Genomic DNA, 16,082 nt, shown 5'->3' with positions numbered 1-16,082 from the left:
CTAGATCAAAATAAAAACAACCCAGAGGAAATCCCATGTCCCGTCGCCTCATCGACATTTCCGTTCCCCTGCAGAACGACGTCCCCGCCGATCCCCCGGGCAATCATCCCACCATCAATTATGTCGATCACCAGCAGGGCCTGCCGCGGATGCTGCAGTTTTTCGACGGGCTGAAGGCCGAGGATCTGCCGGACGGGCAGGGCTGGGCGGTGGAGCTGGTGCAGCTCTCGACCCATAACGGCACGCATCTCGATGCGCCCTATCATTTCCATCCCACGATGAATCGCGGTGAGCGCTCGTGGACCATTGACGAAGTGCCGCTGGACTGGTGTTTGCAGCCCGGCGTGAAGCTCGACTTCCGGCATTTTCCGAACGGCTATGTCGCGACGGCCAAGGATGTCGAGGACGAGCTCAAGCGCATCGGCCATACGTTGAGCCCGCTGGAGATCGTCGTCGTCAACACATCTGCCGGCGTCAAATACGGTCAGCAGGACTATGTCATCTCCGGCTGCGGCATGGGCTATGAGGCCACCATGTATCTGCTGGAGCGCGGCGTGCGCCTGACCGGCATCGATGGCTGGAGCTGGGATGCGCCCTTCGTTTACACCGCGAAGAAATATGCTGAGACGAAAGATGCGAGCCTGATCTGGGAAGGCCACAAGGCCGGCCGCCACATCGGCTATTGCCATCTCGAGAAGCTGCACAATCTCGAACAACTGCCGTCCACCGGCTTCATGGTGTCGTGCTTCCCGGTGAAGATCGAGAAGGCATCGGCGGGATGGACAAGGGCGGTAGCGATTATCGATTGACGCGAACTGCCCGGGCCCTTGCTCGGAGATGTACTGACAGACTCCGTTCTCTCACAACGTCATGGCCGGGCTTGTCCCGGCCATCCACGTCTTGGCAGCGTGTGCAAAAGACGTGGATGCCCGGGACAAGCCCGGGCATGACGGCGTGTTAAACGGCCGCTTCATGCCCAAAATACGCCCGCTCCAGCCGCTGCGGCAGGTGCGCTTCCGTTGTCGCAGCTTCGAGCACAATACGCCCCTGGGACAGCGCATAGACGCGGTTCGCCGCAGCCAGCGCTTTCTCCACCAGTTGCTCCACCAGCAGTACGGCGGTGCCTTGTTTCTGCAATTGCGCGATCACCGTCAGCACGCGGTCGACCAGCACCGGCGAGAGGCCCGCAGAGGGCTCGTCCAGCATCAGCAGCCGTGGTCGCCGCACGAGACCCTGTGCCACCACCAGCATCTGCTGTTGTCCGCCCGAGAGCGACGCCCCGCGCTCGTGGCGTTTCTCCGCGATCTCCGGAAAGAACGACAGCGCCTCATCAACACGCGCGTTGCGCTCGCCGCGTGGCAGGTCATAGGCGGCGAGCAGCAGGTTTTCGGTCACCGTCTGCTGCGTGAACACGCGGTGGCCCTCGACCACATGCACGAGGCCAGCACGCGCCGCCTCGCGCGGCGTTCCGTTGCTGATATCGCGGCCGTCGAAGCGCACGCTCGCAGCATTGACCGGCAGCAGGCCGGAGATGGCGCGCAACAAGGTCGACTTGCCGGCGCCGTTGGGGCCGAGCAATGTCACCACTTCGCCGGCTGCGATATGCAGGTCGATGCCATGGAGCACGCGGATCTTGCCGTAGCCGGATTCCATCGCGGTGACTCTGAGCAGCGGTTCAGCCTCCGAGGTAAGCACTGACGACCTCCTTGTGAACGCGGATTTCCGCCGGCGTACCGGCGGCGAGGATCTTGCCGAGGTTCAGCACCGTGACCTGATCGCAGATGTCGAAGATCAGGTCGGCGTGATGTTCCACCAAGAGTACGCCGGTGCCGCGGCGGCTGATGGCCTTGATCAGCGCGCCGAGCCTCGTGATCTCGTCGCTGGAAAGACCGGCGGCAGGTTCGTCCAGCAGCAGGAAGTCCGGCTGCAGCATCAAGGCCCTCGCGATCTCGATGAAGCGCAACTCGCTGTGCTGCAGGCGATCGGCGCGGACATCGGCCAGCGCCTCCAGCCCGACAACGCCGAGCATCGCGCGCGCCTGTGCGGTCAGCTTGCGTTCGTCGCGGTGATGCCGCGGCAGCGACAGCAGCGCCTCGGCAAATGTCGCTTCGCCCTCGATGGTGCCGCCGACCATCACATTTTCAAGCACCGAGGCTTCGCCGATCACGCGGGGTGTCTGGAAGGTACGCGCAATGCCCTTGCCGGCGCGCAGCTCGGGCATGCCGGGCGGCAGCGCGTCGTCGCCGAGCGTGATGGTGCCGCCCTTGGCGGCGTAGTAGCCGGAGATCACGTTCAGCGTGGTGGTCTTGCCGGATCCGTTGGGGCCGATCAGGCCGTGGATCTGGCCGGGCTTCACGTCGAGGTCGAGCCCGTCGATGGCGCGGACATTGCCAAAGGTCAGGACAACGTCACGCAACGTAAGAGTCCTGGTGGTGGCCGTCTTGCGCAGGACGTCTGACAGTCCCGCGATGCGCGGCACGATGGCGCGGTTGCTGGCGAGCGGACGGCGGCTCTTGAAATCCAGCAATGCCGCGATGCCGCCGGGCATCACCAGCACGATCAAGAGCAGCAGCACCGCATAGAGGAAGGTCGACCACGCCGCGAGCGGCGCGGCGATCTCCGGCAAGATCGTGAGAATGATGGTGCCGAGCATCGGGCCGAGGATGGAGCCGCGACCGCCGATCAGGATGGCGATGAAGAACAGGACCGAGAGGTCGAAGGTGAAAGCGTCCGGCGTGATATAGGTTTGCAGGCTGGCGAACAGCCCGCCGGCAAAGGCCGCCATCGCGCCCGCCAGCAGGAAGATCGACACCAGTAATTTCGGTTTCGAGATCCCGGTGGCTTCCGCCGCGACATCCGCATCGCGGATCGCGATCAGTGCGCGGCCGAACCGGCTATAGGCGATATTGGCGCTGAGCCATGTCGCCACCGCCGCGAAGCCGATGCACAGATAATAAAAGCCCCATGGCGTGTTGAACGGCGCGGAGAATTCCGGGCCGACGATGCCGATGCCGCCGCCGGTGACGCTCTGCCAGGCCAGCGCGATCTGTGTCACGATGGTGGCGAAGCCGAGTGTGGTCATGGCGAAGTAGAAGGTGCGCAGCCGCATCGCCGGCAGGCCGACGATGACGCCGAACACCGCGCCGACGCAGCTTGCAATGATCAGCGCGCCATAGATCGGCACCGGCGGCAGCACATTGCCGGCGGCGAGTACGCTGGTCGTGTAGGCACCCAGCGTCAGCAGCGCCACATAGCCGATGGCGAGATGGCCGGCGAAGCCGACCACGAGATTGAGCCCGGCGACCAGCACCCAGTAGATCGCAGCACGGGTGCCGATCAGTGCCCAGTAGTCGTTGCTGACGAAGGGCAGGATCATCGCCAGCGCGAACACGCCGAGGAACGGCAGCAGCGCGGGCAACACCGAATGCTTCGTCGTGACCTCGCGCGATGTCGGGATATCGGTGATTGCCGTCATCACACCCTCCGCGCCGTTGCGGAGCCGAACAGGCCCGAGGGCGCTGCCAGCAACACGATGATGAAGATCGCGAACACCGCGACCGACGAGAAGATGCCGCCGACCAGGAAATTCGCCGCCTGCTGGAACAGGCCGAGCGCGAGGCCGCCGATCAGCGCACCGCGATTGTTACCGAGGCCGCCGAGCGCCACCGGCACGAAGCCGTAGAAATTCAGCAGCGCACCATTGGCGAAGAAGGCCAGCATCAGCTCGCCGCCGGCGAAGCCGGCCACGCCGCCGATCACGCCGGCTAGGGCATAGCTCGCCACGCGCAGGTTACGCTCCGGCAGGCCGAGCGCACGCGCCGCAAAGTTGTCTTCCGCGATGGCCATGAAGGCGTGGCCCACCAATGTGCGGCGATAGAGATATTCGAGGCCGAGAATGGTGAGGCCGCAGGCCACAACAGGGAGCCAAAACTTTTCGTCCCACACGCCAGTACCGAGACCGACGATGCGCGGGAAGGGCTGCGGCTCGGTGCCCCATTTGATCGCGGTGAGCTGCTGGATCATCAGCGCCAGTGCGAGCGTCGACAGCACATAGAGATGCTGTTCGAGGCTTTTCAGCACCGGCCGCACCGCGACGAATTCCGTGATGACGCCGATGATCGCACAGGCGACCAGCGTCAGGGCGAAGCCGACCAGCGTAGGCATCCCCATTTTCAGCATGAACAGCGAGCCGAACACGCCGCCAAGCATGGCGAGCTGTCCGGCGGTGAAGCTCATCACCCGCGAGGTCGAGAACATCGTGTTGTAGGTGATGCCGACGAGCGCATAGATTGCGCCCGCCGCGAGGCCTGAAGCTATGATCGAGCCGAGCATGTGTGTCGTCCTCGCGCCGGCTTACGAGTAGCCGGGGGCGAGGGCGAAGGTGCCGTTCTTGGCGGAACGCGCTTCCGACATCACGATCTCGTCGGTCGGATAGCCGTTATGCTGGGTGGGTGAGAACGAGTAGTTGCCGAAATAGCCGGGATATTTCGACAGCGAGTTCCAGTATTTGACGATGCCCTCGCTGTCGGTCGATCCGCTGGCTTCGACAGCCCTGGCGATCAGCTCGACGGCGTCGATACCGCCCGCGATCCACCACAGCAGCGTGTCGTTGAGCGGCACCTTGGCCTTGTTCAGGCGATCGACGAGATCCTGACTCTTCGGCGGCAGTTTGCCGGCTGAATCATAGCTGCAGCTCTTGTAGCCGATGGCGTAGACCTTCTCCCAGTTGGCAGGCTTCTCGATCAGGCTGGCGAGTTCGCCGGATGCCAGCGACGGATGACCGACAAAGGCAACGTCCCAACCCATTGATGCGCGGGTGTTGAACATGCGCGCTTCCATGCCGGTGGAGACGCTCCACACCACGATGACCTGCGCAGCGGCATTCTTGGCGCGCAGCATGTCCGGCGTCATGTCGGGCTGCGTCGCGTCGATATTGGCCTGATAGACGACATCGGCGCCGTCTTTCTTGAAGGCCTCGACCGAGGCTTTCACGGCGGTGACGCCGTAGCCGGTGGTGTCGCCGATCACGGCGATCTTGCTGACTTTCAGCACCTTGAGACAGTAGTTGCGCACCGCATCGTCCCACTGGCCGTTGGACGGCGCGATCCGAAACGCGGCGGGGAATTTCGCGGGGTCGATCAGCGTATCGACGACGCAAGGGTGCAGGTCGGGCATCTTGGCGCGGGCCATCAGTGGCGTCGTGGCCAGGGCTTCGCCGGAATTCACCGGCCCCCAGATCGCATGGACCTTGGCCTGGCTGATGAGTTCCTGCGTAGCGTTGACGGCCTTTGTGGGATCGCCCTGCGTGTCACGGGTGATGATCTCGATCTTGCGGCCCTTGACGCCGCCGGCGGCATTGATGGCTTCCGTGGCAAATGTGACGCCGCGGTTGAAGCCGACGGTCGGCGCCGAACTCGGTCCGGTCATGGCCGCGAGCCAGCCGATCTTGATCGGTTCGGACGATTGCGCAATGGCGGGACGTGCGAGTGGAAAACTTGCTGCGCCGAGTGCGCCGGCGCCGCCCAATAGAATTCCACGACGAGAAATGCTCATCTTGACTTCCTCCCTGTGTTTTCCCTTTGCGGTGCCTGTCATTGATGCAGGCATCCGTTTCGTCCGCCCGGTCACTGCCGGATTATATGTGTGGGTGATGTCGTTGGTCGGTCAGATACTCCGGATCGTCATGACATATGCCGATGTTGCGCGGTGGCAGAGCGCGACGCGCAGATCCATCTCCATCGCCTCAGGCTGACCTGTCGCGGTGGCTTTGGCAATCGGCTTGTGATCTTTGACGATGGCAAGGACGTTGCCAAGGGGCTGGTCGTTGCAAGTCACACGGTGCTGCCCTGCAGTCCCGCTCGTCTGTTGCAACGCAATGATGCGCGCCGTCGTCAGGTCGCGCTGAAGCCGCCATCTGCCGATAGCACATGGCCGACGATATAGCCGGCATCGTCGGACGCGAGCCACACCACGGCTTCGGCCACTTCATGCGGCTGTCCCATACGCCGGATCGGCAGGCCTGCTGCGACGGCCGACATGTCGGCGATCCCCGAGGCCAGCATCATGTCGGTGACGACGCGGCCCGGTGCCACTGCATTGATGCGGATGCCGCGCGGCCCGCATTCCATCGCTGCCGAACGCATCAGTGAGATCACCGCGGCTTTCGATGCGGAATACAGCGCGAGACCGGGATTGGGATTGCGGATGCCGCTCACCGAAGCATTGATGACGATGCGGCCGCCGCCATTCAGTTCCATGGCCTGGATCTGGTGCTTCAGGCCAAGAAACACCGAGCGGACATTGGCGTCGAACACGGTGTCATAGACCGCCTCTGTCTGCTGCTCGACCGGCGCTCGCCGTTCCTGATAACCGGCATTGTTGAAGGCCACGTCGAGCCGCCCGAAACGGGACATCACAGCCTGCACCAGGCTGGCGACCTCGGCCTCCTCGGTCACGTCGGTGCGGACGAACAGCGTTTGGGCGCCGAACCGGCCGCAGTCTTCGGCGGCAGCCTGTCCCTCGGCCTCGCGGCGGCCTCCGATCACCACTGCAGCTGCGCCTTCCTGCGCCATCAGCAGCGCGGCCGCCCGGCCGATGCCGGTGCCGCCGCCGGTCACGAGGCAGATGCGTCCGGCCATGCGGTCGCGGGGGCGGAACTGGGCAGCGCTGGTTGTCATGGTCATTCCTTGCACGGACCGTGCTAACACGGTCGTTATTCGTCGCCAGCAATATAGTTGTATCATGCAACTATCGTCAAGGAGCCTGCGATTGTCCGATATTGACGCCGATTTGATTGATCACATCCGCGCCGCGTCGCGTCTGATGGTGCGCGAACTCGGTTTCATGCAGGCAACGGTTGCAGCGACCGACTATCCGCCATCGGCGGTGCATACGCTGCTGGAGATCGGCGCGCGCGAGGCGATGACTGCGGTCGAATTATCCGCGTTTCTCGGGCTGGAGAAATCCAGCGTCAGCCGGATGATCCGCAAGCTGATCGACGCGGGCGAATTGAAGGAAGCCGCCAGTGCCGGCGACGGCCGCGTCAAGCGGCTGTTGCTGACGGCCAAGGGGCGGCGGACCCGCGAGGCGATCGAGGCCTATGGGCAGCGGCAGGTCACCAATGCCTTGCAGCAGCTGGCCCCGGCCCAGCGTCAGAAGGTGGCCGAAGGTCTCGCGCTCTATGCGGAGGCGCTGGAAGCGCATCGGCTGGCAGATGCACAGACGCCGGACCGGACATTGGCCAGGCGGTCTTGAACCGCTACAGTCGAATCCGGCACACTCGACCGGCTTGACTGGTTCGCATCGTGCAAAAGTAAGTCGTGCCAAAGCAAAAAGAAACAGGGATGGAATTATGCCGGGCCACAAGAAGACCCCCGATCAACTCCGCAGCGCACGCTGGTTCGCGCCGGACGACCTGCGTGCCTTCGGCCATCGCTCGCGCGCCATGCAGCAAGGCTATGCGCCGGTGGAGTGGGCCGGGCGTCCCGTCATCGCCATTCTCAATACCTGGTCGGAAGCGCAGCCGTGCCACATGCATTTCAAGACCCGCGTCGATGACGTCAAACGCGGCATCCTGATGGCCGGTGGCTTCCCGATGGAGCTGCCGGCGTTGTCGCTGTCGGAGAGCTTCCTGAAGCCGACCACGATGCTCTACCGCAACATGCTGGCGATGGATGCCGAGGAATTGCTGCGCGGCCATCCCGTCGATGGCGTGGTGCTGATGGGTGGCTGCGACAAGACCACGCCGGGGCTTCTGCTTGGCGCCACCAGTGCTGGCTATCCCGCGATCTATCTGCCGGCTGGCCCGATGCTGCGCGGCAACTGGAAGGGCAAGACGCTGGGCTCCGGCTCCGATGCCTGGAAATACTGGGACGAGCGCCGTGCGGGGAAAATCTCCGACAAGGAATGGGTCGAGGTGGAGGGCGGTATTGCCCGCAGCTACGGTACCTGCATGACCATGGGCACGGCCTCGACCATGACGGCGATCGCGGAGTCCATCGGCATGACGCTGCCCGGCGCCTCGTCGATCCCCGCTGCCGATGCAGGCCACATCCGCATGGCTAGTGAATGCGGCCGTCGCATCGTCGAGATGGTGTGGGAAGATCTGACTCCGCAAAAGATCCAGACGCGCAAGGCCTTCGAGAACGCCATCACTGTGGCGATGGCCATGGGCTGCTCGACCAATGCGATCATCCATCTGATCGCGCAGGCGCGCCGCGCCGGTCAGGATATCGGCCTTGACGATTTCGAGATCGCCAGCCGCAAGGTGCCTGTGATCGCCAATGTGCGCCCGTCCGGCGACACCTATCTGATGGAGGATTTCTTCTATGCCGGCGGCCTGCCGGGACTGATGAGCCGCATCAAGGAGCATCTGCATCTCGACGTGATGACCGTCACCGGCAAGACGCTGGGTGAGAACATCGCCGGCGCTGAAGTCTATAACGACGACGTCATCCGAACCGTCAAAGATCCCATCTACGCCGAGGGCGCGCTCGCGGTGCTGAAGGGCAACCTCGCGCCCGATGGCTGCGTCATCAAACCGTCAGCCTGCGAGCCGCGCTTCCTCAAGCATACCGGCCCGGCGATGGTGTTTGACGACTATCCCAGCATGAAGAAGGCGATCGATGACGAGAGCCTCGATGTGACGGCCGATCATGTGCTGATCCTGCGCAATGCGGGTCCGCAGGGCGGGCCGGGCATGCCGGAATGGGGCATGCTGCCGATCCCGAAGAAGCTGGTGAAGCAGGGCGTGCGCGACATGGTCCGCTTGTCGGATGCGCGCATGAGCGGCACCAGCTATGGCGCCTGCATCCTGCATGTTGCGCCGGAATCCTTTATCGGCGGTCCGCTGGCGTTGGTCGAGAATGGCGACATGATCACCCTCGACGTCGATGCGCGCACGATCAATCTCGACATCTCCGATGCCGAAATGGAAAAGCGCCGCGCGGCGTGGAAAGCCCCGGAACGCAATTACGAACGCGGCTATGGCTGGATGTTCACCAAACATATCCAGCAGGCCAATGAAGGCTGCGACTTCGACTTCCTGCGCACCGACTTCGGCGCGCCGGTCAAAGAACCCGTGATTTATTGAGTGAGTGATCCCATGACCAAGCTCAGCGACGCGACCCGCGCCAAACTCAAGACCATCTCCACCGCCACCGTGGCCACCGCGCTCTACAAGCGCGGCTTCCGCAATCAGTGCATCCAGGACGTCCATCCGCTCGGACCGAACCAGCCGACACTGGTGGGCGAGGCCTTCACGCTGCGCTACATGCCGGCGCGCGAGGATCTCAACAAGCTCGACGTGTTCAGGGATCGCTCGCATCCCCAGCGCAAGGCTGTCGAGGATTGCCCGCCCGGTGCGGTGCTGGTGATGGACAGCCGCAAGGATGCGCGTGCGGCCTCCGCTGGCGCGATCCTGATCAACCGGCTGGCGCAGCGCGGCGTTGCCGGTGTCATCACCGATGGCGGCTTCCGCGACTCCGCCGAGATCGCCAAACTCGGCTTCCCCGCCTATCACCATCGTCCGAGCGCACCGACCAATCTGACGCTGCATCAGGCCATCGAGATCAACGGCCCGATCGGCTGCGGCGATGCGCCGGTGTTTCCCGGCGACGTGATCCTCGGCGACAGCGATGGCGTCATCGTCATCCCCGCGCATCTTGCCGACGAGATCGCCAACGAGGCCTTCGAGATGACGGCCTTCGAGGATTTCGTCACCGAACAGGTGCAGAAGGGCAAGGGCATCTTCGGTCTCTATCCGGCGACGGATGAGCAGACGCTGGTGGATTTCGCGGCGTGGCGGAAAGAGAAGGGGCGGTAGGCATCGCGTCAGGATGGAACCAGAGGCGGTTCTTGGCTTTGTCTTGGAGAGGTGCGCCGGTGCGCATCATCCATCACTCAGCCGGAAAGAGACGCTATGCGCAGCCTCATCGTCGCGGTCGGACTGTCGCTGCTGGCGCAGGGCGCAGCCCTCGCCAAGGATTCCGACAAGCCGTCCAGGGCTTTCAATGCCGAGACGATCAACGCCGCCAATTTCACCGGCAAGCTGCCGCCCGACGAGAAGCTCAGCCCGCTGGCGGTGAAGCTCCAGGTGCTGCTCGATCGCGCGCATTTCTCGCCGGGCGAGATCGATGGGATGTTCGGCGACAATGTGGAGAAGGCACTGCTGGCTTTTGCGGAAGCCAACAGCCTGCCGTCCGGCAAGGCGCTGACGCCGGAGATCTGGGCGAAGCTGCAGGCGGGATCATCGGACCCGGTCATGACCGACTATGTGCTGACCGAGAAGGACGTGAAGGGCCCATTCCTCGACAAGCTTCCAGTCAAGATGGAAGAGATGAAATCGCTGAAGAAGCTGGACTACACCAGCGCCCGCGAAGCCCTCGGCGAACGCTTCCATATGAGCCAGGATCTGCTCGAGACGCTCAATCCCAAAGCAAAGTTCGACAAGGCCGGTGAGACCATCACCATCGTCAAGCTGTCGGATCGCAAGCCCGACAAGGTCAGCCGCCTTGAGGTCGACAAGGTCCGGCAGACCGTGAAGGCCTTCGCCAAGGACGGCGCGTTGCTCGCCTTCTATCCCGCCAGCGTCGGCAGCGATGAGAAGCCGACGCCATCGGGTGCACTGAAAGTGACCTCGGTTCACGCCAACCCGGTCTATCGTTACGATCCGAAATACAAGTTCAAGGGCGTGGAATCGTCGAAGCCCTTCACCATCAATGGCGGCCCCAACAATCCCGTCGGTGCCATGTGGATCGGCCTGTCGGAGAAGAGTTATGGCATCCACGGCACGTCGGATCCCTCCCGCGTCAGCAAGAGCGATTCCCATGGCTGCGTGCGTCTCACCAACTGGGACGTGGAACGCCTCGGTGCGTCCGTGAAGAAGGGTGTGGAAGTCAGCTTCGTCGACGGCAAGCAGGCGGCGAAATAGGTTCGCCGGCACAGCGCAAGTTTCCTGCGGTCATTCCGGGGCGTGGGCGGCGCCAGCCGCACGCGAACCCGGAATCCCGGAGTGTTTTCCGCTGAACATGCTGGGATTCACCGCCACTCCAATTGGAGTGGCTGAGGTTCGCCATACGCCGCCTTCGGCGTCTCCTCGCGCCCTCAGGCAAACCAATTGGTTTGCCGGGGAATGACGGTGTGGGGCGGCAAGACAGCGGTCAAACATTTTTTCCTATATCGTTGACAATATCCCCATCAGGTTTATATTCCCCTCCGTCCTGCCCCACCGAGAGGGGCGATCGCGATCGTCACGTTCGCGGGGTGGGATGCGGTGGACGCCGGAGATGCGGCGTCACGCGGTTCATGGGGGAACGTCTGTCTTCGGGCAGGACGGATCTGCGCCAGCACTGCCACTGGCAAGGAGACGGCCGACCTTGAGATGGACAGAGCCCTGGACAGTGTGACGGACGACCAAATCGAAACGCGTTCGGCCAAGAGCTTGAGGCTACCCTGTCCCTCCGCCCTGGGACACTAATTTTGGTGATGGGGCCGTTCGCCAAGGCAGATGTGCAGGCAACCGAAAAAACACCGCAGGCGGAACGCCGGGCACTCGCTCGGCGCCTCCGAAAGTCCTGATGCACTCACAATTGCGGAAGACCGCATTCGCATCAGGCCCAAGGGTGCAACGGGCACCCGGCGTTCCGCACGCCCTCTCGCAAGGGGGCGGGAATGCAAACCACGACGGCGCCCCCGCGCCGCAAACAATGGGGGCGATGACGCATGTCTGATGAGCAGTGGCTGTTTGACATTCTCGGTTTGCGATGGCGCGACGGCGCCAGAAATATCCCTCCCCCGCGCGAAGCGAAGCTTCGCTAGGTGGGGAGGGTCGGCCGATAGGCCGGGGTGGGGGAGCCACAAGCGACGCTCTCACGTGGGGCACCCCCACCCGTCACGTTTGCTCGCTGCGCTCGCAACGCGCCACCCTCCCCGCAAGGGGGAGGGAGAAGGAAGATGCTATCCCCTGAAATCCCGCACCCGCTTCACCATCTGCTCCACATGGGCGATCGGCGTTTCCGGCTGGATGCCGTGGCCGAGATTGAAGATGAAGCGTCCGCTGGCATAATTCGCCAGCACGTCATCGACAGCGCGATCGAGCGCGGCGCCACCGGCGATCAGTACCAGCGGATCGAGATTGCCCTGCACCGCGACGTGGCTCTGCACCCGCTCGCGTACGAAGGACGGCTCGGCGGCCCAGTCGATGCTCACAGCATCGACACCGGTTGCGCCGACATAGCTCGGCAGCAGTGCGCCCGCGCCGCGCGGGAAGCCGATGATCTTCGCATCCGGCACCTTGGCGCGCACGCCGGCGATGATGCGCTTGGTCGGCTCCACCGACCAGCGCTGGAATTCCGCTGCCGGCAGCACGCCGGCCCAGGTATCGAAAATCTGCAGCACATCGGCGCCGGCCTTGAGCTGGCCGAGCAAGTAAGTGATCGAGTTCTCGACGATGGTGTCGATGATTTTTGCGAAGGCCTCCGGATGCCGATAGGCCATCATCCGCGCCGGCGCCTGATCCGGCGTGCCCTTGCCGGCGACCATGTAGGTCGCAACGGTCCAGGGCGCGCCGCAGAATCCGATCAACGTAATTTTCGGATCGAGCTGCGCGCGCACGCGGCGCAGTGCTTCGAACACCGGCTCGAGCTTGGTGAAATCCGCTTCGGGCGAAAGCGTCGCAACCTTCTCGGGCGTATCCAGCGGATCGAGCCGCGGGCCTTCGCCGACCTCGAAGCGCACCGAACGGCCGAGCGCATAGGGGATCACCAGAATATCCGAGAAGATGATCGCGGCATCGAAGCCGAAACGCCGGATCGGCTGCAGCGTCACTTCGGTGGCGAAATCCGGATTGAAGCACAGATCGAGGAAACCACCGGCCTGCGCGCGGACCTCGCGATATTCAGGCAGATAACGCCCGGCCTGTCGCATCATCCAGAGCGGCGGCACCGCCTGGCGCTGGCCGGCGAGGACATCGAGGAACGGCTTGCGGGGCGTGGACTGGGTCAAATGCTTGGGTTCCGGAAACTGGTGCCGAACGGCATGATTTTGCCGCCTCTGATACACCGCCGCTTCGCTCTTGGCGAGGCGCGGCAATTCCGCAAAACCGGCGATTCACCTCACGTTTTGACGCATCTCAAGGTGCCATCGCGCTGCAAGCGGCATATAGACTGTACGAACATCATGAGCGAAAAGACCATGAACATCATGACCCCGATCGTCAGTCCAGAAATCGAACAGAATCGCACCCGTGCCAAGGTCTGGTTCGAATCCCTTCGCGACCGTATCTGCGCCGAGATCGAGGCGCTGGAGCGCGAGGCGCCGCAGGCGCTGTTCCCGGGCACGCCGGCCACGTTCACCTACAAGCCGTGGACCCGCGCGACGGGCATCGGCGGCGGCGTCGGCGGCTTCCTCTCGGGCGGCCGGCTGTTCGAGAAAATCGGCATCCATACGTCATCCGCGAACGGCAAGCTGTCGCCGGAGATGGCGCGGCAAATGCCGGGCGGCGGATCGCAGCTCGATTACGTCTCCAGCAGCATCAGCCTGATCATGCATCCGCGCAGCCCGCGCGTGCCGACCGTGCACATGAACACGCGCTTCCTGTCGACGGCAGTGGGCTGGTTCGGCGGCGGCGCGGATCTGACGCCGATGCTGCCGGAGCAGCGCAAGGTCGATGCGCCGGATACGATCACGTTTCACGATGCGATGCGCGGCGCCTGCGATGCGCATGACCCCGCTTACTACAAGAAGTTCAAGGCCTGGGCCGACGACTACTTCTTCCTGCCGCATCGCGGCGTGGCGCGCGGCGTCGGCGGCATCTTCTTCGATCAGCTCAACACCGGTGATTTCGAGAAGGACTTCGCGTTCACGCGCGATGTCGGCTCCGCCTTCCTCGATGTCTATCCGCGCATCGTGCGTGCACGGATGCAGGAAGCCTGGACCGAGGAAGAGCGCGCGCAGCAGCTCGAAACGCGCGGCCTCTATGTCGAGTTCAATCTGCTCTACGACAAAGGCACGATGTTCGGCCTGCAGACCGGCGGCAACGTCGAGAATATTCTGAGCTCGATGCCGCCGCTGGTCAGCTGGAAGTAATTTCCTTCTCCCCGCTTGCGGGGAGAAGGTGTCTTGAATGACCGAAGGTCATTCAAGACGGATGAGGGGGAGCCAGAGAGTGAAACACTGGCTCCCCCTCATCCGTCTTCCACATGCTTCGCATGTGAAAGTCGACCTCTCCCCGCAGGCGGGGAGAGGCTAAGAAGCCACCTGCTCCGCTTCGATCGCACCCTGCACGGCCCAGGACAGATCGGTGTTGAGCTGGAACGCGACCGAGCCTTCATCGATGATCGCCTGCGGATTCTTGGCAAGCTTGCCGGCTTCGTCGAGCGCGCTGCGATAGTCCGACTTCAACGCGGCGAGATCGGCATAGGCCGGGAAGTCGTAGAACGACAATTCCTCCGGCGCGAGGCCGGGCTTCTTGGCGAGCAGGCGCTTGAGAATCTGGCCGCCGGAGAGATCGCCGAGATAGCGCGTATAGGCGTGGGCAATCAGCAATTCGCCGTCGCCCTTGGCGGCATCCGCGATGCGCTTGGCATAGGCTTCGCCGGCGGGCAGCATCGGCACAGCCGAGAAGTCGCCATCGCACAGCACGTTGAGATCGGCTTGAATGGCCGATGCACGATCGAGCCGATACTGGGCGAGTGCGGCGAGCGCTGGCGTGTCGCGATGGCTCTCAAGTCCGGCTTCCAGCGCCTGATAGGCCGCCAGCAGGTTCCGTTGCAGCAAGACATAGCCCTTGCGGCTGACGTCACCGCGCAACATGTCCTTGATGATGCCGGAGCGCTCGGCTTCGGTGTGAAGCACCTTGGTGCCGAGATAAAGGGCGGTCACGACGCTGACGGGCGCAGTGCTATCTGCCGAGGCAGCAGGCATTGAATTCTCCGATGACTGATAAAGGGATGTGTTGGCGCTCGGGCTGGTGACACCATATCACCCTCGCTGGATGCCACAAGGTGAGGCCAGGCCTGTTGCTACAGCGCGCGGCTGCGGGACTTGCGGCGTACCGGCGCAGATTTGCCGGTTTCCGTCGCAGGCAGGAACTGCGCGCCCTGTGCGGCGAGGAATGCGCGCATCGCCTGCGCCGGCGGCAGCAGCACCTTGTCCTTGCGATTGAGCACGAACCATTGCCGGATGATCGGCAGCCCGATCACATCCAGCATCACCAGTCGCCGCTGCTCCAGTTCGGTGGCCACCGTATGCGCGGAGATGAAGGCGATGCCGAGCCCGGCCATCACGGCCTGTTTGATGGTCTCGTTGCTGTCCATCTCCATGCCGATCGTGGCGCGCAAGCCTGCGCTCTCGAACAATTGCTCCATCAACCCGCGTGTGCCCGAGCCGAGCTCGCGCGTCAGGAAAGTCTCGCTTGCCAGATCGCTCATGGAGAGGCGCGCCTTGCCCGCGAGGCGATGGTCGCTTCGCGCGATGATCACATGCGGATGATCGCCGATCAGGTTCACATCCATGTCGATCCCGGCCGGCGGCCGGCCCATGATCGCGATATCGAGATCGTAGTTGCGCAGGCCTGCGATGGTCTCCTCGCGATTGCCGACCGTCAGCAAGATCTCGATCTTGGGATGGAGCTTCGCGAAGGCGGAGATGGCGAAGGGCACGAAGTATTTTGCGGTGCTCACGGCGCCGATGGAGATGCGCCCGCCGGTCTTGCCGGCCATCATGTCCAGCGATGTTGCGCAGGCGGCCATCGCCGCCTCGATCCGTTCCGACAGCGCCAGCACCTCACGGCCGGCATCGGTGAGGACCATCCCGTCGCCAGTGCGCTGGATCAGCGGCAGGCCGGCGAGGCCTTGCAGGTTGCGCAGTTGCAAGGTGACAGCCGGCTGTGTCAGGCGCAGCTTCAAAGCTGCCGCCGTAATACTGCCGCTGGCGGCGACGGCGGCCAGTGCACGCAGCTGGCGGATCGAGATGTCGCGGAAGCGCTTCGTCATATAAGGAAAACTTTCGCCGCCTGATTTTTACGAAAGTTCCTTTATTTGGCCCAGCCGGTCAATATCTGTGGGCAAAATGGCCCATTTCTG

The 16,082-nt window shown here is 63.5% G+C and carries 14 protein-coding genes; 6 read left to right on the top strand and 8 right to left on the bottom strand.

The window, feature by feature from the left end; translation table 11 throughout:
• Positions 1-35: 35 nt before the first annotated feature.
• Positions 36-809 (top strand): cyclase family protein, encoded by a 774-nt coding sequence (locus AB8A50_RS16450; protein ID WP_439078324.1) that lies wholly within the window; start codon positions 36-38, stop codon positions 807-809.
• 148 nt (positions 810-957) lie between these two features.
• Here the strand turns inward: AB8A50_RS16450 and AB8A50_RS16445 are convergent, their stop codons facing one another.
• The 5 genes from AB8A50_RS16445 to AB8A50_RS16425 form a co-directional block, all read right to left on the bottom strand.
• Entirely contained in the window at positions 958-1,695 is a 738-nt protein-coding gene (locus tag AB8A50_RS16445; RefSeq protein ID WP_439078323.1) for an ABC transporter ATP-binding protein, read from the bottom strand.
• Positions 1,676-3,475, bottom strand: coding sequence for a branched-chain amino acid ABC transporter ATP-binding protein/permease (locus AB8A50_RS16440; RefSeq protein ID WP_439078322.1), 1,800 nt, complete (start codon positions 3,473-3,475; stop codon positions 1,676-1,678). The genes AB8A50_RS16445 and AB8A50_RS16440 overlap by 20 nt, the downstream gene beginning before the upstream one ends.
• The gene (locus AB8A50_RS16435) at positions 3,475-4,332 is read right to left on the bottom strand and encodes a branched-chain amino acid ABC transporter permease (protein WP_089265945.1); all 858 of its coding nucleotides are present in this window, start codon (positions 4,330-4,332) and stop codon (positions 3,475-3,477) included. Before AB8A50_RS16435 ends, AB8A50_RS16440 begins: the two co-directional genes overlap by 1 nt.
• A 21-nt stretch (positions 4,333-4,353) precedes the next feature.
• A complete protein-coding gene (locus tag AB8A50_RS16430; protein WP_439078321.1) occupies positions 4,354-5,553 on the bottom strand; it encodes an ABC transporter substrate-binding protein in 1,200 nt (399 codons plus the stop codon).
• Between the two features lie 338 nt (positions 5,554-5,891).
• On the bottom strand, positions 5,892-6,677 hold the full coding sequence (locus AB8A50_RS16425; protein ID WP_439078320.1) for an SDR family NAD(P)-dependent oxidoreductase: 786 nt from the start codon (positions 6,675-6,677) through the stop codon (positions 5,892-5,894).
• 91 nt (positions 6,678-6,768) lie between these two features.
• On the opposite strand from AB8A50_RS16425, the gene AB8A50_RS16420 reads away from it, so the two are divergent.
• The 4 genes from AB8A50_RS16420 to AB8A50_RS16405 all read left to right on the top strand — a co-directional run bounded on the left by AB8A50_RS16420 (position 6,769) and on the right by AB8A50_RS16405 (position 10,930).
• Positions 6,769-7,254 carry a MarR family winged helix-turn-helix transcriptional regulator gene (locus AB8A50_RS16420; RefSeq protein WP_374725612.1) on the top strand — a complete coding sequence of 162 codons (486 nt, stop codon included), beginning with the start codon at positions 6,769-6,771 and terminating at the stop codon, positions 7,252-7,254.
• A 97-nt stretch (positions 7,255-7,351) separates the two neighbouring features.
• A complete protein-coding gene (araD, locus tag AB8A50_RS16415) occupies positions 7,352-9,091 on the top strand; it encodes an L-arabinonate dehydratase (protein WP_439078319.1) in 1,740 nt (579 codons plus the stop codon).
• A gap of 12 nt (positions 9,092-9,103) precedes the next feature.
• Positions 9,104-9,823 carry a ribonuclease activity regulator RraA gene (locus AB8A50_RS16410; RefSeq protein WP_089265949.1) on the top strand — a complete coding sequence of 240 codons (720 nt, stop codon included), beginning with the start codon at positions 9,104-9,106 and terminating at the stop codon, positions 9,821-9,823.
• A 96-nt stretch (positions 9,824-9,919) separates the two neighbouring features.
• A complete protein-coding gene (locus AB8A50_RS16405; RefSeq protein ID WP_439078318.1) occupies positions 9,920-10,930 on the top strand; it encodes a L,D-transpeptidase family protein in 1,011 nt (336 codons plus the stop codon).
• A 1,025-nt stretch (positions 10,931-11,955) separates the two neighbouring features.
• Here AB8A50_RS16405 and hemE read toward each other — a convergent pair.
• On the bottom strand, positions 11,956-13,002 hold the full coding sequence (gene hemE / locus AB8A50_RS16400) for a uroporphyrinogen decarboxylase (RefSeq protein ID WP_439074834.1): 1,047 nt from the start codon (positions 13,000-13,002) through the stop codon (positions 11,956-11,958).
• Between the two features lie 189 nt (positions 13,003-13,191).
• On the opposite strand from hemE, the gene hemF reads away from it, so the two are divergent.
• Positions 13,192-14,085: an oxygen-dependent coproporphyrinogen oxidase gene (gene hemF / locus AB8A50_RS16395; protein WP_439078317.1), complete on the top strand. Its 894-nt coding sequence runs from the start codon at positions 13,192-13,194 to the stop codon at positions 14,083-14,085.
• Positions 14,086-14,244: 159 nt separating this feature from the next.
• Here the strand turns inward: hemF and AB8A50_RS16390 are convergent, their stop codons facing one another.
• Entirely contained in the window at positions 14,245-14,922 is a 678-nt protein-coding gene (locus AB8A50_RS16390; protein WP_439078316.1) for a heme oxygenase (biliverdin-producing), read from the bottom strand.
• A gap of 98 nt (positions 14,923-15,020) precedes the next feature.
• Positions 15,021-15,992 (bottom strand): LysR substrate-binding domain-containing protein, encoded by a 972-nt coding sequence (locus AB8A50_RS16385; RefSeq protein WP_439078315.1) that lies wholly within the window; start codon positions 15,990-15,992, stop codon positions 15,021-15,023.
• Positions 15,993-16,082: the final 90 nt, after the last annotated feature.

This window comes from Tardiphaga sp. 841_E9_N1_2, assembly GCF_051811065.1.
Taxonomy (GTDB): Bacteria; Pseudomonadota; Alphaproteobacteria; order Rhizobiales; family Xanthobacteraceae; genus Tardiphaga; species Tardiphaga robiniae.
This window is presented reverse-complemented; position numbering and strand designations above follow the sequence as displayed.

Excerpts from the sequence above, each read along its gene's own strand:
- AB8A50_RS16385 (WP_439078315.1), bottom strand. The coding sequence starts at position 15,992 with ATGACGAAGCGCTTCCGCGACATCTCGATCCGCCAGCTGCGTGCACTG.
- AB8A50_RS16405 (WP_439078318.1), top strand. The coding sequence starts at position 9,920 with ATGCGCAGCCTCATCGTCGCGGTCGGACTGTCGCTGCTGGCGCAGGGC.
- araD (WP_439078319.1), top strand. The coding sequence starts at position 7,352 with ATGCCGGGCCACAAGAAGACCCCCGATCAACTCCGCAGCGCACGCTGG.
- AB8A50_RS16435 (WP_089265945.1), bottom strand. The coding sequence starts at position 4,332 with ATGCTCGGCTCGATCATAGCTTCAGGCCTCGCGGCGGGCGCAATCTAT.
- AB8A50_RS16430 (WP_439078321.1), bottom strand. The coding sequence starts at position 5,553 with ATGAGCATTTCTCGTCGTGGAATTCTATTGGGCGGCGCCGGCGCACTC.
- AB8A50_RS16450 (WP_439078324.1), top strand. The coding sequence starts at position 36 with ATGTCCCGTCGCCTCATCGACATTTCCGTTCCCCTGCAGAACGACGTC.
- hemF (WP_439078317.1), top strand. The coding sequence starts at position 13,192 with ATGAACATCATGACCCCGATCGTCAGTCCAGAAATCGAACAGAATCGC.
- AB8A50_RS16440 (WP_439078322.1), bottom strand. The coding sequence starts at position 3,475 with ATGACGGCAATCACCGATATCCCGACATCGCGCGAGGTCACGACGAAG.
- AB8A50_RS16410 (WP_089265949.1), top strand. The coding sequence starts at position 9,104 with ATGACCAAGCTCAGCGACGCGACCCGCGCCAAACTCAAGACCATCTCC.
- AB8A50_RS16425 (WP_439078320.1), bottom strand. The coding sequence starts at position 6,677 with ATGACAACCAGCGCTGCCCAGTTCCGCCCCCGCGACCGCATGGCCGGA.
- AB8A50_RS16390 (WP_439078316.1), bottom strand. The coding sequence starts at position 14,922 with ATGCCTGCTGCCTCGGCAGATAGCACTGCGCCCGTCAGCGTCGTGACC.